Consider the following 18,143-nt stretch of genomic DNA (forward strand, 5'->3'; position numbering starts at 1 on the left):
GTGTCACCGAGTCCCTGGGGCGTTGGCCGCGGCCAGGGCCTGGGCGGACAGCTCGGCGGCGGCCAGCCGGTTCTCGGGCAGGATCAACGGCAGCGTGATCCCCACCCCGCCGGCGATGTGCCGGTCGTGGCGGATCGCCACCGCGCCGACACCCACGCGGGTCAGCGCCCCCGCCTGCGCCAGGGGATCCAGCACGGCGTCCCGTCCGGTGCCGACGACGGCCGCCACCACGGGGATGGCCGAGAGGAAGGGGTCGGTGAGCCAGTGGCGCAGGTAGCCGGCGGCCTCGTCCACCCCGGCGGCCGTGGCCGGGAGCACGAAGACGGCGGCATGGGCGCGGGTCAGCACCGCCGCCGTGTCCGGGTGCTCGGGCCCGGTCGGGCAGTCGATCACGGTGACGGGGAAGTACCGGGAGAGCCCGGACAGCAGGGTGGTGGCGGCGGCCTCGCCCAGCGGCCGGCCGGTGACCCGGGGCCCCGTGTAGTAGAGGTCGTTGCGTCCGGCGGCCATCCGCGAGGTGACGGCGTCGAACGTGGTGGTCTCCAGGGCGGCCAGGTCAGCGGCCATCTGGTCCGCGCCGGACGAGGGGCGGTGGCCGAGCCGCAGGCCCAGGGAGCCCAGCGCCGGGTCCAGGTCCAGGGCGGCCACCGGCTCGGGCCGCAGGGCGGCGAAGGTGGAGGCGGTCAGGGCCGCCACCGTGGTCTTGCCGGCGCCGCCGCGCAGGGAGACCACCGCCAGGCGCCGTCCCGTGGTGACGGGGGACTGGACCGCCGAGGCGGAGGCGGCCAACCGGTCCCGGTTCCGGTCCGGCCCCCACAGGCCGCCGAGGGCCCGCCAGCCGCGGGACCAGAGGGACAGCGCCGGGCGGCGGGAGTAGTCGCGCTGGAGGCGGGTGGCCACGGACTCGAAGCCGGTGGTGGGGTCGTCCTGGGACCGGGAGATGTCCCGGCGGAGCTCGGACCGGCTGGACCACAGCGCATCACCCTGGTCTCCCGGCGCGGAGCCGGGGCGCGGACGGGCCGGTGCCGGGCCGGCGTCGTTCCAGGGGTCCAGGGGGGCAGAGGACATCAGAAGGTCTCCAACAGGGTGGCGTAGATCCCGTAGTAGCCGATGAGCAACGGGATCGGGGCGAGCAGGACGAGGGATTCGACGGTGTCACCGGCCTTGCGCATCCGGGCCTGCGAGTGGTCCGGCAGGTCGATGGACAGTCCGGCCCCGGTCGCCAGGGCCAGGACCAACAGGACGGCCAGGAACGCGCCCTCGTAGTCGGGCTGGAAGCCGCAGGCCAGGCGGACCAGCGCCAGGACACCGAGACCTGAGGCCAGGTACAGGGGGATGCGCTGGGAGGCCAGCGGGAAGGACCGGGCGCGCAGTCCCAGTCCCAGGACCAGACAGGCGAGGAGTGGGAGCGAGAAGGGGTAGGCCAAGGTGTCGCCACCGACCAGCCAGAGGGCCAGTCCGGCCGAGACGGCGCCGACGACGGCACTGGCCACCAGACCCCCGTGGGCGGAGTCGAGGGCGGTGCGCACGTCACGGCGCAGCACGGCCGCCCCGTTGGCGTGGCGGTCGTCCATCCCCGCCAGTCCCGAGACACCCAGGGCGATCTTCGGGAGCATGCCCAGCACGAGCAGGGTGGCGATCCCGGCGATCGCGGCCGCGCCCACCACCGGGTCCGCGCTCCTCTCGCCGATGGCCCACACGGAGACGGCGGGGGCCACGGCCCAGACGGCCACCAGCACGCCGATCACGGCGGCGGCGATGAACATGGACAGGGGGCGGTTGACGATGAAGCCGAGGACCCCGAGCACGACGGCGGCCAGGCCGCCGAGCGCGATGTACACCCAGGGCGTCGGCAGGCCCAGGCCCACGAGCCCGGAGACGGCGAACAGCGTGCCCGCCCCCGCGAGCGTGGCGGAGACCGCCTGTTGGCGGCCGGGGGAGGACAGCGCCGCGGCCGCCAGCAGTGCCGCGGCCGCCAGTCCCAAGGCGATCCAGTCCTGCTGCCCGGCGGCGTAGGTGGCCAGCAGCCCGGTGATGGCGAACCAGGAGCCGAGCGCGGCCAGCACGCCGCAGATGAGGTACCTGTAGACCGGCGACCAGCGGCCGGGGACGTCCTCGGTGGCGTCCGAGACCGTGTCGTTGAGGTCGTAGACGATGGGCGAGGGCGGTGCCTCCGTGCGGGAGACGAGGCGCAGCCGCTCGCCGTCGAGCACCTCGGCCTCGCTCAGCGACTGTCCCGCGGGAACCTCCTGCCCGTCCGGCCGGACGAGCAGCTTGGTCCCGAGCGAGTCCTGGGGCTGATCGTGGAGCACGTCCAGGATCTGGGGCATGAGGGTGCCGAGGGGGGTGTCGGAGGGCAGCAGGAGGTCCGCATTGCGACGCTGGCCCACCAGGGAGACGCGGGTATAGGGGGTGGGCACGTCAGGATCTCCAGGGGGTCGGCGGCTGGGTGGTCGGCTGGGTGGTCGGCAGGGTGGCCGGCGGCAGGGCGGCCAGCACGGTGGAATCCGCGGGCGAGGCGGCGGGGGGTGCTGCCGGCTGGGTGGGCGTGGGGGGCAGCAGGATGTCCCGCTGCTGGTCGAGACCTCGGCTCTGCTGTTGCGGTTGGTTCCGGGCCTCGCGTTCGGCCAGCCAGTTGCCGATGATGTTCACCACGAAGGAGATCCCCACGCAGAAGGCGCAGATCAGGGCGGCCAGGATGAGGCCGAAGACGAACAGGTTGGTCCGGTCCTTCCAGCGGCGCTCGGTGGGGTTCAACCCGAAGAGGAAGGAGGCGCTCAGACGTTGTCTGCGCACCTCGACCGACTCGATGAGCTGTGAGTCGAAATCCATGGCCATGGGCGGGGCCCCTTCCCCCGGAGACCTCCGGGCTCGTCAGGTCCCGGCGCATCCCGGCGCCGTGACCTCCCTCATCATTCCAGTATTCCTCTGGTCGTGGTAACGGAGGCGGTGGGGGTGGATGGGGAGAACTCCCCATCGGATCCGGTTGACCGGACTCCACCGGGAGTTGAAGGATGTAGTCATCGGGCCGGCGGGTCGCACTTCACAAGGACACGCCAGGCGCACAGACAGCGGACCACCGGTCCGAACCAGATCCACACAAGGGGAGAAACATGTCTAACGAACGTCTTGAACTGCAGGAGGGCGTCGACGCCTTCGACAAGGCCGCCAAGGACTCCGGTGATTCCGGCGAGCTCCTGATCGTCGAACTGCAGAACCTCGAGGACGCCGTCGTGTCCTTGGAAAGCAGCTTCAAGGGCGCCGGTGCCGCGGCCTACCGGGAGTTCATCAACAAGGTCAACCTGTGCCAGGGCGAGGTGATCGAGGCCCTGTCCCTGATCAACGTGGGCCAGGCCGAGCTGTACAAGGCCTACACCGAGCAGGAGCAGACCGAGCTCGACGACGCCCGGGCGCAGAGCGCCGGCGCCGAGCTGTCCTGGTAGGGCTCCCGGACCACCGCTTCCTCACCCTCCAACCCTCCGCAGTTTTCTCCGGGACACCCGGAACCCGAAAGGACTAGATCATGGTTATCAAGTATGACGCCGGCGAAGCCGCAGCCTATGAGTACCAGGTCGGCCAGATCGCCGACCGCATCGAGGGCATCATCGGCGATCGCGAGCAGCAGAAGGCCTACATGGACGAGAACTTCCAGTCCAGCTCGAACTCCGAGGAGTACCAGGCCGTCGAGACCAAGTGGCTCGACGCCTGCGAGCAGGCCAAGCAGCTCGTCCGCGACGCCCGCACCCTGATGGAGAAGAACGACATCACCGCCGCCGAGGCGGCCAAGGCCGCCGGCGCCGCCATCGGCGCCGCTCAGTTCCGCTGAGTTCCGCTGCGTTCCGCTGAGCGCTTCGCTCGATAGCTGAGGGGACCGGTCCTGCAGGGCCGGTCCCCCGGCCGTTAATGGTGTGGAAACGGTGCGGAGGCCCCCGGAACGTGCATTGCGTCACGGACACTGCGCGTATTTCGCCCCGTCCCGTTAGAATGGATCGCTGGCGGGACCTCTCGCCGGCCCACGACCCCGCGTGATTGGACATCCAGTGACCTCTGCCCCCGACCGCCCCCTCCGCCTCGCCATCATCGGTGCCGGCCCGGCTGGCGTGTACACGGCAGACCTGCTGACCAAGGCCGAACGCGACTTCGAGGTCAGCATCGACCTCTTCGACCGCTACCCGGCCCCCTACGGCCTGATCCGTTACGGCGTGGCACCGGACCACCCGCGCATCAAGGGGATCGTCAAGGCCCTGCACAAGGTCATGGACCGCGGGGACATCCGCTTCCTGGGGGGCGTGGACTTCGGCACGGACATCACCCTGGAAGACCTGCGCGAGCACTACGACGCCATCGTCTTCTCCACCGGCGCCATCAAGGACGCCGACCTGCACATCCCGGGCACGGACCTGCAGGGGTCCTTCGGCGGCGCCGACTTCGTCTCCTGGTACGACGGCCACCCGGACGTGCCGCGCGAGTGGCCGCTGACGGCCCGCGAGGTCGCCGTGATCGGCAACGGCAACGTGGCCCTGGACGTGGCCCGGATGCTCTCCAAGCACGCCGACGACCTGCTGGTCACCGAGATCCCGGAGAACGTCTACCAGGGGCTGAAGTCCTCGCCCATCACGGACGTGCACGTCTTCGGCCGCCGCGGACCAGCCCAGGTGAAGTTCACCCCGCTGGAGCTGCGCGAGCTGGCGCACTCGAAGGACGTGGACCTGGTGCTCTACCCGGAGGACTTCGAATTCGACGCCGCCTCCGAGGAGGCGGCCACCTCCAACAACCAGATCAAGACCATGGTCGGCACGCTGACCAACTGGCTGGTGGAGGAGCAGGACACCGGCGCCTCCCGCCGCCTGCACCTGCACTTCCTGCAGCAGCCCGTGGAGATCCTGGAGGGGGAGGGCGAGCAGGCGGGCTCCGTGGCCGGGCTGCGGATGGAACGCATGGAGCTGGACGGCACCGGCAACGTCAAGGGCACGGGCGAGTTCACCGACTACCCGGTCCAGGCCGTCTACCGCGCCATCGGCTACCACGGCTCCGAGGTGCCCGGGCTCGGCTATGACGAGCGCCGGGGTGTCATCCCCAACGACGCCGGCCGCATCCTGGGCGCCGACGGCGCCCCGGTGCCCGGACTGTACGCCTCCGGCTGGATCAAGCGCGGCCCGGTGGGCCTGATCGGCCACACCAAGGGCGATGCGCTCGAGACGATCGGCTGCCTGCTCGAGGACCAGCCGGGCCTGTGGACCGCACGGAACCCGGATGAGCAGGCGGTCCTCGACCTGCTGGAGTCCCGCGGGATCGACTACACCTCGTGGGAGGGCTGGCTGGCCCTGGACGAGCATGAGCTCGCCCTGGGGGCCGAGGCCAGTTCCACCGGTCCCGTGGCGCGCGAGCGCGTCAAGGTCGTGGAGCGCGAGGAGATGACCCGCATCAGCCGCGGGATCCTGACGCACCACGCCTGAACCCGGCCGGGCTAGGCTGTGGCGGTGCCCCGCCTCCTCGCCGACCTCACCCCGCTGAAGGTCAGCCCCGCGTACCGGCGGCTGTGGATCGGCAACTCGCTCTCGGCGATCGGCACCCAGCTGACCCTGGTGGCGGTCAGCCTGGAGGTCTTCCACCTGACGGGCTCCTCCCTGGCGGTCGGGATGCTGGGGCTCTTCGCCCTGGTGCCGCTCGTGGTGGCCGGCCTGTACGGCGGGGCCGTGGCGGACCACGTGGACCGGCGGAAGCTGGCGCTGGGGTCCTCCGGCGTGCTGTGGCTGACCACCGTGCTGATCGCGGCCCACGCCTGGCTGGGCGTCGAGAGTGTCTGGGTGCTGTACGGGCTGGTGGCGGTGCACTCCGGGGCGTCCGGCATCAACCAGCCCACCCGGGGCGCCATCATCCCCGCCCTGGTCGGCGTCAAGCTGCTGCCGGCCGCCAACGCCCTGAACATGATGACCTTCTCCGTGGCCATGATGCTCGGACCGCTGCTCGCCGGGGTGCTGGTGGCCGGTGTGGGCTATGCCTGGACCTACTCGGTGGACGTGGTGACGTTCCTGGCCGCGCTCTATGCCGTCTGGCGGCTGCCCGCCCTGCCGCCGCAGCACGACCCCGAGACTGAGGGGCGGCCGCGTCGCGTGGGCTGGCGCTCCGTGGTCGAGGGCTTCACCTTCCTCGCCTCCCGGCCCAACCTGCGGATGACCTTCCTGGCGGACATCGTGGCCATGGCCACCGCCTTCCCGCGCGCCCTGCTGCCCGCCGTCGGCGCCGTGGTGGGTTCCGCGATGCTGGGAGGCGGGGAGGCCGCCGTCGGGATGTTGCTGGCCGCCATGGCGCTGGGGGCCTTCCTGACGGGCCTGTTCTCCGGACCGCTGACCCGGATCGTGCGTCACGGGGCGGCCGTGTACGGCGCGATCATGGCCTGGGGGCTGGCGGTGGCCGGATTCGGCGTGGTGGTGTACTTCGCCTCCCGGGCGGACGCCGCCGGTCAGGACCCGGCGCCGTACCTCTGGGCGGCGGCGGGCTGCCTCGCGCTGGCGGGCTGCGCCGACTCCGTCTCCTCCGTGTTCCGGAACACGATCCTGCAGACGGCCACCCCGGACCACCTGCGCGGCCGCCTGCAGGGCGTGTTCATCGTGGTGGTGGCCGGCGGGCCGCGGCTGGGGGAGATGCTCACCGGCGGCGCGGCGGAACTGGTCACCGAGCCGGTGACCCTGATCGCCGGCGGCCTGCTGTGCGTGCTCGGGGTGAGCGCCCTGATGCGCTGGCAGCCCGGATTCCTGCGCTATGACGCCAGACACCCCGTGCCCTAGCAGGTTCCGCGCGGACTAGGCTGAAGGCATGAACAGGCACTACAACGGATTGAAGACGACGCTGCTGTTCGCGGGCCTGTTCGCGGTCCTGCTGGCCATCGGCGGGGTGATCGCCGCCGGCACCGGCCGGGCGATGTGGATCGGGGTCTTCGCCGTGATCGGGGTGGCCACCACCGCCTACAGCTACTGGAACAGTGACAAGATCGCCATCCGGTCCATGCGCGCCTACCCGGTCACCCAGCAGGAGCAGCCGGAGATGTACCGGATCGTGGCGGAGCTGTCCCAGGCGGCGAACCAGCCCATGCCCCGGCTCTACGTGGCACCCACCGCATCCCCCAACGCCTTCGCCACGGGACGCAACCCGCAGCACGCGGCCGTGTGCTGCACCGAGGGGATCCTGAAGATCCTGAACGCCCGTGAGCTGCGCGGGGTGCTGGGCCACGAGCTGATGCACGTCTACAACCGGGACATCCTGACGTCCTCCGTGGCCGCCGCGGTGGCCGGGGTCATCACCTCGGTGGCCCAGTTCATGCTGTTCTTCGGGGCCGGCCGCGGCAACCGCGGCGGCAACCCGCTGGCGATGATCGCCCTGGCGATCCTGGCCCCGCTGGCCGCCTCCCTGATCCAGATGTCCATCTCCCGTACCCGCGAATACGACGCGGATGAGGACGGGGCCCGGCTGACGGGGGACCCCCTCGCACTGGCCTCGGCACTCTACAAGCTGCAGAACGGCATCCGGGCGGCGCCGCTCCCGGATGACCAGCGGCTGCAGAACACGGCACACCTGATGATCGCCAACCCCTTCAAGAACGTGAAGAACATGTTCTCCACGCACCCGCCCATGACCGAGCGCGTCCAGCGGCTCGAGGGGATGGCGCGGGAGCTGGGGCAGGGGTAGCCCCCGCGGGGCGGGCTAGGTGGCCGGGACCAGCCCGCCGGCCCGCTGCCAGGCGCGGGCCAGCCGGTCCTTGACCGGCGCCTCCAACAGCTCCTCGGCCGCGGCCTCGGCCCGGCGGATCGAACCGCCGGCGGCCTGGCGGGCCTCTTCGGTGATCGCCCGCTGACGGCGGTGCCAGTCCCGGTCCTCGTGCCGGGGCTCCGCCGCGATGGACTGCAGCTGGGCGGCGATCCGGTTCTGGTTGCGCTCGGCGGCGCGCAGCCGCTCCGGCTCCAGCACCTGGTCGATGAACCCGCCGTGCACCACGAGCCCGACCCCGGCATCGAGCCCGTGCCGCAGGGCGAGCGCCAGCACCTTCTCCGGGGAGACGCCGCCGGCCACGGACGGCTGGGTCTGCCAGGGCTGCCGGGCCAGGGGCCGGCCCCGCTGGGCATCCACCAGGGCGTCGCCGAGCCCGGCCTGGGTGGTGCTGACGATGCCGTCAGGGGTGATCAGGTAGAGCATGGGGGGATCCTCAGCGGAAGTTGATGAACTGCAGGTCGGCGTCCTCGAATCCCTTGAGCAGGCTGATGGTGGCCTGCAGGTCATCGCGCGACTTGGAGGAGACGCGCAACTCGTCGCCCTGGATGGTGGCCTTGATGGACTTCGGGCCCTCATCCCGGATCAGCTTGGTGATCTTCTTCGCCGTCGGCTGGTCGATCCCCTCCTTGATGCTGGCCTCCAGGCGGTACTCCTTGCCGGAGGCGTAGGGCTCACCGGTCTCGAGGGACTTCAGGGAGATGTTGCGCTTGACGAGCTTGGACTGGAACACGTCCAGGACGGCCTTGACGCGTTCCTCGGAGGCGGCCTTCATCAGGATCGACTCGCCGCTGAAGTCGACCTCCGCGCCGACGCCCTTGAAGTCATAGCGCTGGGCGATCTCCTTCTGCGCCTGGTTCAGGGCGTTGCTGACTTCCTGCTTGTCAACCTTGCTGACCACATCAAACGTTGAATCGCTGGCCATGGCTCCTCTTCGGGTCCTCGGGGGTGGGTCTCGCCGACAGCCTACCGGTGGGCTGAGACCGATGGGCAGACCGGGCGGCGTCCCGATTCGAAATCTCGGCCCGGCTCCGCTAAAGTGAGGTGTCGCCGACCGAACGGACTGGTCCAGATCAGTTCCGGACGGGTGGCTGGCCCCGGCAGATTACCCGAGTGGCCAAAGGGGGCTGACTGTAAATCAGCTGGCATTGCCTTCACTGGTTCGAATCCAGTATCTGCCACACCGGGGGAAACCGCGGGAGTCGTCGGACTCCCGCGGTTTTCTCGTTTCTGGGCCCTTGATAGAAGCGGGCTGCTTTAGAAGCTCAGCACGAGGCGTCCGCGGACGCCGCCGGCCTCCAGGCGCCGGTGGGCCTGCGGGGCCTGTTCCGCGGGCAGGGACTCCGCCACGCGCAGGCTCAGCACGCCGTCCTCCGCCTGCTGCCGGAGCGCGTCCAGCTTCTGCTGTTCCCGGGCGTAGTCCACGACCAGGACCGGCTGGAACCTGACACCGCGTTCGGCCGGCTCGTCGTAGCCCCGGATGGTGACGACGGTGCCGCCGTCCCGGACGGCGGGGACGAGCGCGGAGTGCAGCATCGCGCCGTCGACGGCACCGTCCACGCCGTCGGGGAACCGCTCACGGACGCGCTCGGAGAACCCCTCGCCGCGCGCCAGCACGACGTCGGCGCCGAGGTCGGCGACCAGCTGTTCGTCCTGCTCCGCCGCGTCGGCGACGACCTGCAGGCCGTCAGCCTTCGCCAGCTGGACCGCGTACCCGCCCATGGCGCCCGCGGCCCCGGTGACGGCGAGGACGCTGCCGGAGGGCAGGCCGAGGGAGTCCAGCGCGAGGCGTGCGGTGAGCCCGTTCATGGGCAGGGTGCTGGCCTCGTCGTGGCCGGCGCCCCGTGGTGCGGCGGCCACGGACTCGGCGGGCAGGACCACCTGCTCCGCGTAGGCGCCGTGGGTGCCGCGCGGCACCACGATCGCCATGACCGCGTCACCCACCCCGAGCGTGGTCTCGGTGCCGGGACCGATCTCCTCGAGCACCCCGGCGACGTCCATCCCAGGCACCAGGGGCCGGGGTTGCCGGGACAGGTCCCGCTGTCCGGAGCGGAGCAGGGTGTCGGTCGGGTTGACGGCGGCCGCGTGGACGCGGATCCGTACCTCTCCCTCCGCAACCTCGGGTCGGGGCAGGTCAACGACCTGCAGGGCGTCGGGTGTTCCTGGTTCGTGTACTCCAATGGCTCGCATACCCCGGGGAACCGGCCCGCCCGGGGGATTATTCCGCCTGAGCGTGGTTCAGGGTGGCTTACGCCGCAGCGGGCAGGGGCGTGAGGTCCCAGATGGTGCAGTAGGCGCGGTCCGGGGCGCCCATGACCGCCTGGTAGTAGGCCCAGGCCCACGCCGGCGCCCCGTTGGAGTCGGGTGGGGCCACGGGGCAGGTGCCGGGGCTCAGCCACCGCCCGTCCGCGCAGATGAAGTCCAGGTGTTCCGCCACGGACCCGTCCTGGGGAGGGCGCAGGGAGTCCTTGAGGTCCTCGGCGAGGGCCACCCCGTAGAGCTCCGTGGCATCGGTGTCCAGGGCCAGTCCGCAGTCCCGTTCGAAGGCGTGCACCCACTCGAGGGATTCGCGCAGTGCCTGTTCCGGCTCGTCCTGCTGGACCACCACCATCAGGGTGGCGCGCCGTCCGGGGGCCATCCGGCCCGGATCGGCCGGTCCGTGCTTGGACTGCGGCGGGGGAAGGTGTCGGGGGGAGAGTTCGTGCGTCATCGGATGCTCCTGCCTGTGGCGTCTCTGCTGGTCTGGTGGATCGGCTGGTCTGGTGTATCGGTGCATCCGAGGCTAGGAACGCGGCTGGGCCCCGCATCAGGGGGCCGGACCGTGACGGTGGGCGACACGCGGGCGGGATGTCCGCTGTGGAGTGACGGGCAGCGCCTGTGGATGCAGCGCCTGTGGATCCCGCCTTCGCCGTCACAGGCCCTGCCGTTAGGGTGGGTGCATGGCTACCACTGAGATCACCGAAGCCGGTTTCGAACAGACCCTGACCGAGAATGACATCGTCTTCGTCGACTTCTGGGCCGGCTGGTGCGGACCGTGCAAGCAGTTCGCCCCCGTCTACGAGGAGGTCTCCGGCGAGCACCCGGACGTCGTCTTCGGCAAGGTGGACACGGAGGCCGAGGGCGGCCTGGCCTCGGCCGCCAACATCACCTCCATCCCGACCCTGATGGCCTTCCGGGACCAGGTCCTGGTCTATGCCCAGCCGGGCGCCATCAACTCGGCCCAGCTGCAGGAGCTCGTCACCGCCGTCAAGTCCCTGGACATGGACGAGGTCCGGGAGAAGCTGGCCGGCAACCAGAACCCCGACCAGAACTAGTCCGGCCCCGCCGGCTACCGCCGCCGGTGGTCCGCGGGCGCCAGCTTGGGACCGAAGCGGCTGTACCGGTAACCGGACAGCCCGATCAGGCGGACCACCCGCTGGCGGTGTCCGGCCCAGGGGGACAGCAGCCGCAGCATCCCGGCGTCGTCGGTCCGCCGGCCTGAGAGCACCTCACCCACGTGGTGCGCCAGGTGGTAATCGCCCACCGCCACCGTGTCCGGCGCCCCATGGGTCCGTTGCACGGTCTCCGCGGCGGTCCAGACGCCGATCCCGGGCAGGGTGGTCAGGGCGGACACCGCGCCGTCCGGGCCGTCGACCGGTCGGCCGGCGAGCCGTTCCAGGGCGGTGGCCCGTTCGGCCACCCGCAGCAGGGCCCGGGACTGCGCCGGCTGCACCCAGCCGGCGTGCCACTGCCAACTGGGGATGCGCCGCACCACCTCGGCGGTGGGGGCCAGCAGCATCCCCGCTGGCGCCGGAGCCGGGGCCGGCTCCCCGTGATTCCGCACGAGCCACCGCCAGCCCGCGCGGGCCTGGTCGTGGGTGACCTTCTGTTCCAGGACCACCATGAACAGCTGGTCCACCATCCGCCCCGTGGCGGGCAGTCGCAGCCCGGGATGCGCCCGCCGGGCCCGGATCACGGCGTGCGGCAGCGCCGCACCCCCGTCCCCGGCCACGTCCGGGGCGAGCCGCGCATCGAAGGCCGACCAGTCGTCGTCGAGCCCCAGCAGCCGGTGCGCACCGTCCACCGCCGCCCGCGCGCCCGGCCCCCACGCCAGCACCGGCACGGGCCCCGGCACCAGGGCGGAGGGCGCGGGCTGCACCAGCACCGTCACGGGATCCCCGCTCGCCGGGATCCGGAAGCAGAGCCAGACCCCCTCCGGCCGGGACTGCACGGTCGGATCCGCGTGGCCGCGCTGCAGCACCCCGAGTGTCAGCCGCACGTCCACGGGCACGTCCGGGCAGAGCAGCGTCGAGGCATCGGGGGCGGGCAGGGGAACGGGCACCCCACCATTGTTCCAGTCACGCGGATTCATGATCTTGGCGCGTCCCCGCGGCCCGGCGGTACCGTGGGGCCCATGACAGATCATCACGGCATGAGCTATGCCGACAACGTCCTCGGCCTCATCGGCGACACCCCGCTGGTGAAGCTGAACCGGGTCACCGAGGGCATCAAGGCCACCGTCCTCGTCAAGCCCGAATACCTGAACCCGGGTGGTTCGGTGAAGGACCGCATCGCCCTGAAGATGATCGAGAACGCCGAGGCCGAGGGCAAGCTGGCCCCCGGCGGCACCGTCGTGGAGCCGACCTCCGGCAACACCGGGGTCGGTCTGGCGATGGTCGCCCAGCTCAAGGGCTACCGCTCCGTGTTCGTCACCCCGGACAAGGTGGGCCAGGAGAAGCGGGACGTGCTGACGGCCTACGGCGCCGAGGTGGTGGTCACGAAGACCTCCGTGCCCCCGGAGTCCGAGGAGTCCTACTACGGCGTGGCCAACCGCCTCGAGCGGGACATCCCCGGCGCCTACCAGCCCAACCAGTTCTTCAACCCCTCCGCCCCGGAGTCCCACTACGAGACCACCGGCCCCGAGATCTGGCGGGACACCGCCGGGAAGCTGACCCACGTGGTGATCGGCGCGGGCACCGGCGGCACCATCACCGGCACCGGCCGGTACCTGCACGAGGTCTCCCAGGACCGGCCCTCCGGCCCCGTCAAGGTCATCGCCGCGGATCCGGACGGCTCCATCTACTCCGGCGGCACCGGGCGCCCCTACTCCGTGGAGGGCGTGGGCGAGGACATGTGGCCCGGCAACTATGACAAGACCGTCCCGGACGAGGTCATCGCCGTGGACGACGCCGCCTCCTTCGAGATGACCCGCCGTCTCGCCGCCGAGGAGGGCCTGCTCGTGGGCGGCTCCTCCGGCATGGCCGTCGTGGCGGGCCTGCAGGCCGCGCGGGACCTCGGCGAGGACGACGTGATGGTCATCATCCTGCCGGACTCCGGCCGCGGCTACCTCGGCAAGATCTTCAACGAGGCCTGGATGGAGGACATGGGCTTCACCACCACGCGCCAGGACTCGGTGCTGCCGGTAGAGGACGCCCTCCAGGCAGGGCCCGACGTCGGCCCCGCGGGTTCCGCTGTCCCGGCGCCCGGCGCGGTGCCCGCCGCCTGGGACGCGCGCGTCGGCGAGATCCTGGCGGAGAAGTCCGCCTGGCTGCCCGGTGCCCTGCCGGCCGTGGTCACGGCCCCGAAGGAGGCCACCCTGGCCGAGGCGATCTCCACCATGAACCGCTACGGGGTGGATGCCCTGCCGGTGGTCGGCGCCCCCCGGGACGATCTGCGGGTCGGCGAGATCCTCGGCGCTGTGGACGTGGCCACCCTGACCGACCTGCTGGCCTCCGGGCGGGCCCGGCCCGCGGACACCGTGTTCGAGCACGTCGGCGCCCCGCTGCCGCGGGTCAGCGTCAACGCACCGCTGTCCACCGCCCGTGAGGCCCTGCGCTCCGCCCCCGCCGTGATGGCCACCCACCAGGGTGTGGTCACCGGCATCGTCACCCTGCACGACCTGCTGGCCCGCGTGGCCCGCTGAGAGAGCCGAGAGGAACAAGCATGAGCACCTCAGATTTCACCGGTTTCAACACCCGGGCCATCCACGCCGGCCAGGCCCACGAGGAGGTCTACGGCGCGGTGGTCCCGCCCGTGCACCTCTCCACCACCTACGCCCCCGTGAAGGTGGGCGAGTTGCGCCACGGCTATGACTACGGCCGCGGCACCAACCCCACCCGCGACTCCCTCCAGGTGCAGCTCGCCGCGCTCGAGGGCGGGGTGGACGGGACGGCACAGGCCTTCACCTTCGGCTCCGGGCTGGCTGCGGAGAACGCCCTGATCCACGCGATCGCCGGCCCCGGCGCCCACATCGTGATGGGCAACGACGTCTATGGCGGCACTTACCGCCTCGTGGAGAAGATCCTCGGCCCCTGGGGCGTCGGGCACACCGTGGTGGACATGGGGGACCTCTCCGCCGTGGAGCAGGCCCTGACCGCGACGGCCACCACCGAGACCCGCATCCTGTGGTTGGAGACCCCGTCCAACCCGATGATGAAGATCTCGGACATCGCCGCGCTCGCCGAGGCTGCGCACGCCGTGGGCGCGCTGCTGGTGGTGGACAACACCTTCGCCACGCCCTACCTGCAGCTGCCGCTGGAACTCGGCGCCGACGTGGTGGTCCATTCCACCACCAAGTACATCGGCGGGCACTCCGACGTGATCGGCGGCGCCGTGGTGGTCAACGACCCGGAGATCGCCGAGAAGGTCAAGTTCCAGCAGTTCGCCGCCGGCGCCGTCAACGGCCCGCTGGACGCGTACCTGACCACCCGGGGGCTCAAGACGCTCGGGGTGCGCATGGACCGTCACAACGCCAACGCGGGCACGATCGCCCAGTACCTGCAGTCGGTCCCCGGCGTGGAGCGCGTGCTCTACCCCGGCCTGCCGGACCACCCCGGGTACGGACTGGCGGGGAAGCAGATGCGTGGCTTCGGCGGCATGGTCTCCGTGCAGTTCACCGGGGGAGCGGCCGCGGCGAAGCAGGTCGCCGAGACCACGCGCCTGTTCCAGCTGGCCGAGTCCCTGGGCGGCATCGAGTCCCTGATGAACTACCCGGCCGAGATGACCCACGCCTCGGTGGCCGGCACCGAGCTGGCCGTCCCGGACAACCTCGTGCGCCTCTCCGTGGGGATCGAGGACGTGGCCGACCTGATCGACGACCTGGACCGCGCGATCGGCTCCCTCTAGCGGAGGTAGCGGCGGACGGCGGGCACCCAGAGCAGGGCGGCGCCGGCCAGCAGCACCGCGGCCAGGGCGATCAGCGCCGGATGGCCGCGGACGATCAGCGGGATCCCCACGATGACGGCCACCCCGGTGAGCAGGCCGGCTGCGCTGCGCCGAGACCGCAGCAGCTGGACGGTGCCGGTCCCGGCGGCCACGGCCAGGACGCCGGCCAGTCCCGCGAGGACGAACTGCCCGGTGGGTGTGGTCTCCGGGGCGGCGACATCGAACCCGCCGGCTGATCCGGCCGTGGTGTTGAGTCCGGCCAGGAGGAAGGCCACGGCCACCAGGGCGAAGAGCGCGGTCGCCACGGCCCACCACCAGCGGGCCACCGTCAGGGTGGCCGGGGTGGCCGCCCGGCGGGCCTCTGCGGCCCGCTCCGCGGCCGCCTCGCCAGCTGCCTTGCGCTCAGCCCGTTCAGCACGCTCCACGCGGGAACGCTCGGCGTCGTCCTTCGAGGTATCCAGGAAGGAGCGGGTGGCCTTGCCCGCGGCGCGGGCGAAGCGGTGGTGTGGTTGGTCCTCAGGCACGTGACGAGCCTAACGGCCCGGATCGGTGTCCGGGCCACCGCCATGCGTTAGACTTGCTACACCATTCCGGTCAAATCCCCTGTGTATGTCCCGCCGTAGTTGATACAGCGAGGCATCGAGTTGTGTGGCCCGCTTCCGGCAGATTGCCGACGTTGCGGGCGGCCGGTCCCAAACCCCCTTCCGTTCCTCCGCTGTCGACCTGTGCCGCCCGTGCGGCTCGGACGCCCTCGGAACCGGCAGGGTGGGGACCGCCAGGAGAAATGGAACGGGCGTGATGTTGGACCACGCCACGGGGAGCACCGGAGAGCAACAATCCGATGCGTTGCGGCACCCAACCGGCCGCAATCACCGACCCCGTGAGGAATCACCGTGACTGATCACGCCCAGAATGACGCCCCCCAGACTGCCGTCCAGGACCCCGTAGAGGCCCCCGTGGAGGCCCCTGCCGAGACGCCGGCCGGCCCCACCTTCGCCGATCTCGGCATCGACGGCCGCGTCCTCGCCGCCGTCTCCGACCTCGGCTACGAGACCCCGTCCCCGATCCAGGCCGAGACCATCCCGCTGCTGCTGAACGGCCGTGACGTGGTGGGCCTCGCCCAGACCGGCACCGGCAAGACCGCCGCCTTCGCCATCCCGGCCCTGTCCCGACTGGCCGAGACCGCGGACGTCTCCGGGCCGGCGTCGTCCCCCCAGATCCTGGTCCTGGCGCCGACCCGCGAGCTGGCCCTGCAGGTGGCCGAGGCCTTCACCTCCTACGCCAAGCACATCAAGGGCGTGACCGTGCTCCCCGTGTACGGCGGGGCACCGTACGGCCCGCAGCTCTCCGGGCTGCGCCGCGGCGCCCAGGTCGTGGTGGGCACCCCCGGCCGCGTCATCGACCACCTGTCCAAGGGCTCGCTGGACCTGTCCGACCTGCAGTACATGGTCCTAGACGAGGCCGACGAGATGCTGCGCATGGGCTTCGCCGAGGAGGTCGACCAGATCCTCTCCGCCACCCCGGAGGGCAAGCAGACCGCCCTGTTCTCGGCCACCATGCCCCGCGCCATCCAGCGGATCTCCGGCAAGTACCTCAACAACCCCGTCGAGGTCAGCGTGGCCGCGAAGAACACCACGGCCGGCAACATCCGCCAGCGCTTCATGCAGGTCACCCACCAGTGGAAGCTCGAGGCGATGACCCGCATCCTCGAGACCGAGGAGCATGACGGCGTGATCGCCTTCGTGCGGACCCGTAACGCCACCGAGGAGCTCACCACCAAGCTCAACGCCCGGGGCTTCCGTGCTGCCGCCATCTCCGGTGACATCGCGCAGAACCAGCGGGAGAAGACCGTGGAGAACCTGCGCGCAGGCCGGGTGGACATCCTGGTGGCCACGGACGTGGCCGCCCGCGGCCTGGACGTGGAGCGCATCAGCCACGTGTTCAACTACGACATCCCGCATGACACGGAGGGCTACGTCCACCGCATCGGCCGCACCGGCCGCGCGGGACGCTCCGGCAATGCCGTGCTGTTCATGACCCCGCGGGAGAAGTACCTGCTGCGCGCCATCGAGAAGGCCACCCGCCAGACCGTGGAGCAGATGCCCATGCCGTCCGTGGCGGACGTCAACAAGACCAGGATGGGCCGTTTCAGCGCCCAGATCACCGAGACCCTGTCCCAGGGGGACCTGAGCGTCTTCCGCGAGCTCATCGACTCCTACGTGGCGGAGAACGACGTCGACGCCGAGGACGTGGCCGCGGCCCTGGCCAAGATGGCCCAGGGTGGCCGCCCGCTGCTGACCGAGGAGGCGGACATGCCTCCGGCCCGGATGGACCGCGGCGGACGGGACGACCGCTCCGAGCGGGACGGCCGGGGCTCCCGCGGACCGCAGCGCGGCCCCGCCGAGGGCAACGCCACCTACCGGATCTCCCTGGGCCGTCAGGACCGCGTGCAGCCGGGCAACATCGTGGGCGCGCTGGCCAACGAGGCCGGGCTGAAGTCGAGCCAGATCGGCCACATCGACATCCGCTCCAACCACTCCCTCGTGGAGCTGCCGGCGGACCTGTCGGGTGCGCAGTGGAACGCCCTGGGCAACACCACCATCAACGGCCGGCCGATCGAGATCCAGAAGGATACCGGGCGTCCGACCAACTCCGAGCGTGACTCCAAGCCCTTCCGCTCCGGCGGAGGCGGCTACCAGGGCAAGGGCGGCGGTTTCAAGGGCGGTTCCGGCGGCTACAAGGGCGGCGGGAAGTCCGGCTCCGGCGGCTACAAGGGCGGCGGCAAGAAGTCCTTCGACAAGCCCTCACGCGACCGTTACTGACCGGTTCTGACGTGGAGCCACCTCGATTTCATTTGTGTGAAAATCGCTGGTAGAGTTTCACGTCGTTGCCCCGATAGCTCAGTGGTAGAGCGCAGTCTTGGTAAGACTGAGGTCCCGGGATCGATTCCCGGTCGGGGCTCTGAATGAGAGCCCGTGCGTTGCGAGATGTCGCGGCACGGGCGTACTCATCTCATGGCGGCGTAGCTCAGCTGGTTAGAGCGCACGACTCATAATCGTGAGGTCGGGGGATCGAGTCCCCCCGCCGCTACGGAACTGGACCTGGACCCTCACGGGGCCGGGTCCTTTTTCGTTCCGGCTCTCGGCTCCGCTGCCGGCTCCGCCCGATCTCACCGGCCCCCGGCGCGGCGGTGAGGAACCTTTTCCCTGGCGGAAACCCCTGGCGAGCGCCGTGGA

18 protein-coding genes and 3 tRNA genes are annotated in these 18,143 nt (G+C 71.1%); 12 read left to right on the forward strand and 9 right to left on the reverse strand.

Annotated elements, in window-relative coordinates:
• Positions 1–3 precede the first annotated feature (3 nt).
• Genes AB0K08_RS03610 through AB0K08_RS03620 form a run of 3 tightly spaced genes read right to left on the reverse strand, consistent with a single transcriptional unit; the run spans position 4 to position 2,838 of the window.
• Positions 4–1,068 carry a hypothetical protein gene (locus AB0K08_RS03610; RefSeq protein ID WP_363351712.1) on the reverse strand — a complete coding sequence of 355 codons (1,065 nt, stop codon included), beginning with the start codon at positions 1,066–1,068 and terminating at the stop codon, positions 4–6.
• Positions 1,068–2,420 carry a type VII secretion integral membrane protein EccD gene (gene eccD / locus AB0K08_RS03615; RefSeq protein ID WP_363351714.1) on the reverse strand — a complete coding sequence of 451 codons (1,353 nt, stop codon included), beginning with the start codon at positions 2,418–2,420 and terminating at the stop codon, positions 1,068–1,070. Before eccD ends, AB0K08_RS03610 begins: the two co-directional genes overlap by 1 nt.
• Before the next feature lies 1 nt (position 2,421).
• A complete protein-coding gene (locus AB0K08_RS03620; RefSeq protein WP_363351716.1) occupies positions 2,422–2,838 on the reverse strand; it encodes a hypothetical protein in 417 nt (138 codons plus the stop codon).
• Positions 2,839–3,113: 275 nt separating this feature from the next.
• Here AB0K08_RS03620 and AB0K08_RS03625 point away from each other — a divergent pair, with 275 nt between their 5' ends.
• From AB0K08_RS03625 to htpX, 5 genes are all read left to right on the forward strand, one after another.
• Positions 3,114–3,443 (forward strand): hypothetical protein, encoded by a 330-nt coding sequence (locus tag AB0K08_RS03625; protein ID WP_363351718.1) that lies wholly within the window; start codon positions 3,114–3,116, stop codon positions 3,441–3,443.
• Positions 3,444–3,523: 80 nt separating this feature from the next.
• Positions 3,524–3,826: a hypothetical protein gene (locus AB0K08_RS03630; RefSeq protein ID WP_363351720.1), complete on the forward strand. Its 303-nt coding sequence runs from the start codon at positions 3,524–3,526 to the stop codon at positions 3,824–3,826.
• 214 nt (positions 3,827–4,040) lie between these two features.
• Positions 4,041–5,456, forward strand: coding sequence for an FAD-dependent oxidoreductase (locus tag AB0K08_RS03635; protein ID WP_363351722.1), 1,416 nt, complete (start codon positions 4,041–4,043; stop codon positions 5,454–5,456).
• Between the two features lie 24 nt (positions 5,457–5,480).
• Positions 5,481–6,788: an MFS transporter gene (locus AB0K08_RS03640; RefSeq protein ID WP_363351724.1), complete on the forward strand. Its 1,308-nt coding sequence runs from the start codon at positions 5,481–5,483 to the stop codon at positions 6,786–6,788.
• Between the two features lie 28 nt (positions 6,789–6,816).
• A complete protein-coding gene (gene htpX, locus AB0K08_RS03645) occupies positions 6,817–7,686 on the forward strand; it encodes a zinc metalloprotease HtpX (RefSeq protein ID WP_363351726.1) in 870 nt (289 codons plus the stop codon).
• A 15-nt stretch (positions 7,687–7,701) separates the two neighbouring features.
• On the opposite strand, the gene AB0K08_RS03650 is transcribed toward htpX, so the two are convergent.
• Together AB0K08_RS03650 and AB0K08_RS03655 are read right to left on the reverse strand one after the other, a co-directional pair.
• Positions 7,702–8,190, reverse strand: a complete 489-nt coding sequence (locus AB0K08_RS03650) for a hypothetical protein (RefSeq protein WP_363351728.1) — start codon at positions 8,188–8,190, stop codon at positions 7,702–7,704.
• A 10-nt stretch (positions 8,191–8,200) separates the two neighbouring features.
• Positions 8,201–8,689: a YajQ family cyclic di-GMP-binding protein gene (locus AB0K08_RS03655; RefSeq protein WP_363351730.1), complete on the reverse strand. Its 489-nt coding sequence runs from the start codon at positions 8,687–8,689 to the stop codon at positions 8,201–8,203.
• A 174-nt stretch (positions 8,690–8,863) separates the two neighbouring features.
• On the opposite strand from AB0K08_RS03655, the gene AB0K08_RS03660 reads away from it, so the two are divergent.
• Positions 8,864–8,945: transfer RNA gene (locus AB0K08_RS03660), tRNA-Tyr, on the forward strand.
• Positions 8,946–9,021: 76 nt separating this feature from the next.
• Here the strand turns inward: AB0K08_RS03660 and AB0K08_RS03665 are convergent.
• Together AB0K08_RS03665 and AB0K08_RS03670 are read right to left on the reverse strand one after the other, a co-directional pair.
• A complete protein-coding gene (locus AB0K08_RS03665) occupies positions 9,022–9,954 on the reverse strand; it encodes an NADP-dependent oxidoreductase (protein ID WP_363351732.1) in 933 nt (310 codons plus the stop codon).
• Between the two features lie 58 nt (positions 9,955–10,012).
• On the reverse strand, positions 10,013–10,474 hold the full coding sequence (locus tag AB0K08_RS03670) for a hypothetical protein (protein ID WP_363351734.1): 462 nt from the start codon (positions 10,472–10,474) through the stop codon (positions 10,013–10,015).
• Positions 10,475–10,703: 229 nt separating this feature from the next.
• Here AB0K08_RS03670 and AB0K08_RS03675 point away from each other — a divergent pair, with 229 nt between their 5' ends.
• The gene (locus AB0K08_RS03675; protein ID WP_363351736.1) at positions 10,704–11,078 is read left to right on the forward strand and encodes a thioredoxin family protein; all 375 of its coding nucleotides are present in this window, start codon (positions 10,704–10,706) and stop codon (positions 11,076–11,078) included.
• Between the two features lie 14 nt (positions 11,079–11,092).
• Here the strand turns inward: AB0K08_RS03675 and AB0K08_RS03680 are convergent, their stop codons facing one another.
• Positions 11,093–12,085 carry a 3-methyladenine DNA glycosylase gene (locus tag AB0K08_RS03680; protein ID WP_363351738.1) on the reverse strand — a complete coding sequence of 331 codons (993 nt, stop codon included), beginning with the start codon at positions 12,083–12,085 and terminating at the stop codon, positions 11,093–11,095.
• A gap of 90 nt (positions 12,086–12,175) precedes the next feature.
• On the opposite strand from AB0K08_RS03680, the gene AB0K08_RS03685 reads away from it, so the two are divergent.
• The gene (locus AB0K08_RS03685) at positions 12,176–13,666 is read left to right on the forward strand and encodes a cystathionine beta-synthase (RefSeq protein WP_363351876.1); all 1,491 of its coding nucleotides are present in this window, start codon (positions 12,176–12,178) and stop codon (positions 13,664–13,666) included.
• Positions 13,667–13,686: 20 nt separating this feature from the next.
• Entirely contained in the window at positions 13,687–14,868 is a 1,182-nt protein-coding gene (locus tag AB0K08_RS03690; RefSeq protein ID WP_363351740.1) for a cystathionine gamma-synthase, read from the forward strand.
• Here AB0K08_RS03690 and AB0K08_RS03695 read toward each other — a convergent pair.
• Positions 14,865–15,431, reverse strand: a complete 567-nt coding sequence (locus AB0K08_RS03695; protein ID WP_363351742.1) for a hypothetical protein — start codon at positions 15,429–15,431, stop codon at positions 14,865–14,867. The two genes, AB0K08_RS03690 and AB0K08_RS03695, sit on opposite strands and share 4 nt — an antisense overlap.
• 432 nt (positions 15,432–15,863) lie before the next feature.
• On the opposite strand from AB0K08_RS03695, the gene AB0K08_RS03700 reads away from it, so the two are divergent.
• From AB0K08_RS03700 to AB0K08_RS03710, 3 genes are all read left to right on the forward strand, one after another.
• Positions 15,864–17,729, forward strand: a complete 1,866-nt coding sequence (locus AB0K08_RS03700; protein ID WP_363351878.1) for a DEAD/DEAH box helicase — start codon at positions 15,864–15,866, stop codon at positions 17,727–17,729.
• 67 nt (positions 17,730–17,796) lie between these two features.
• Positions 17,797–17,868, forward strand: a tRNA-Thr gene (locus AB0K08_RS03705).
• Positions 17,869–17,923: 55 nt separating this feature from the next.
• Positions 17,924–17,997, forward strand: a tRNA-Met gene (locus AB0K08_RS03710).
• The last annotated feature ends 146 nt before the right edge of the window (positions 17,998–18,143 follow it).

This window comes from Citricoccus sp. NPDC055426 (assembly GCF_040677445.1).
Lineage (GTDB): Bacteria > Actinomycetota > Actinomycetes > Actinomycetales > Micrococcaceae > Citricoccus.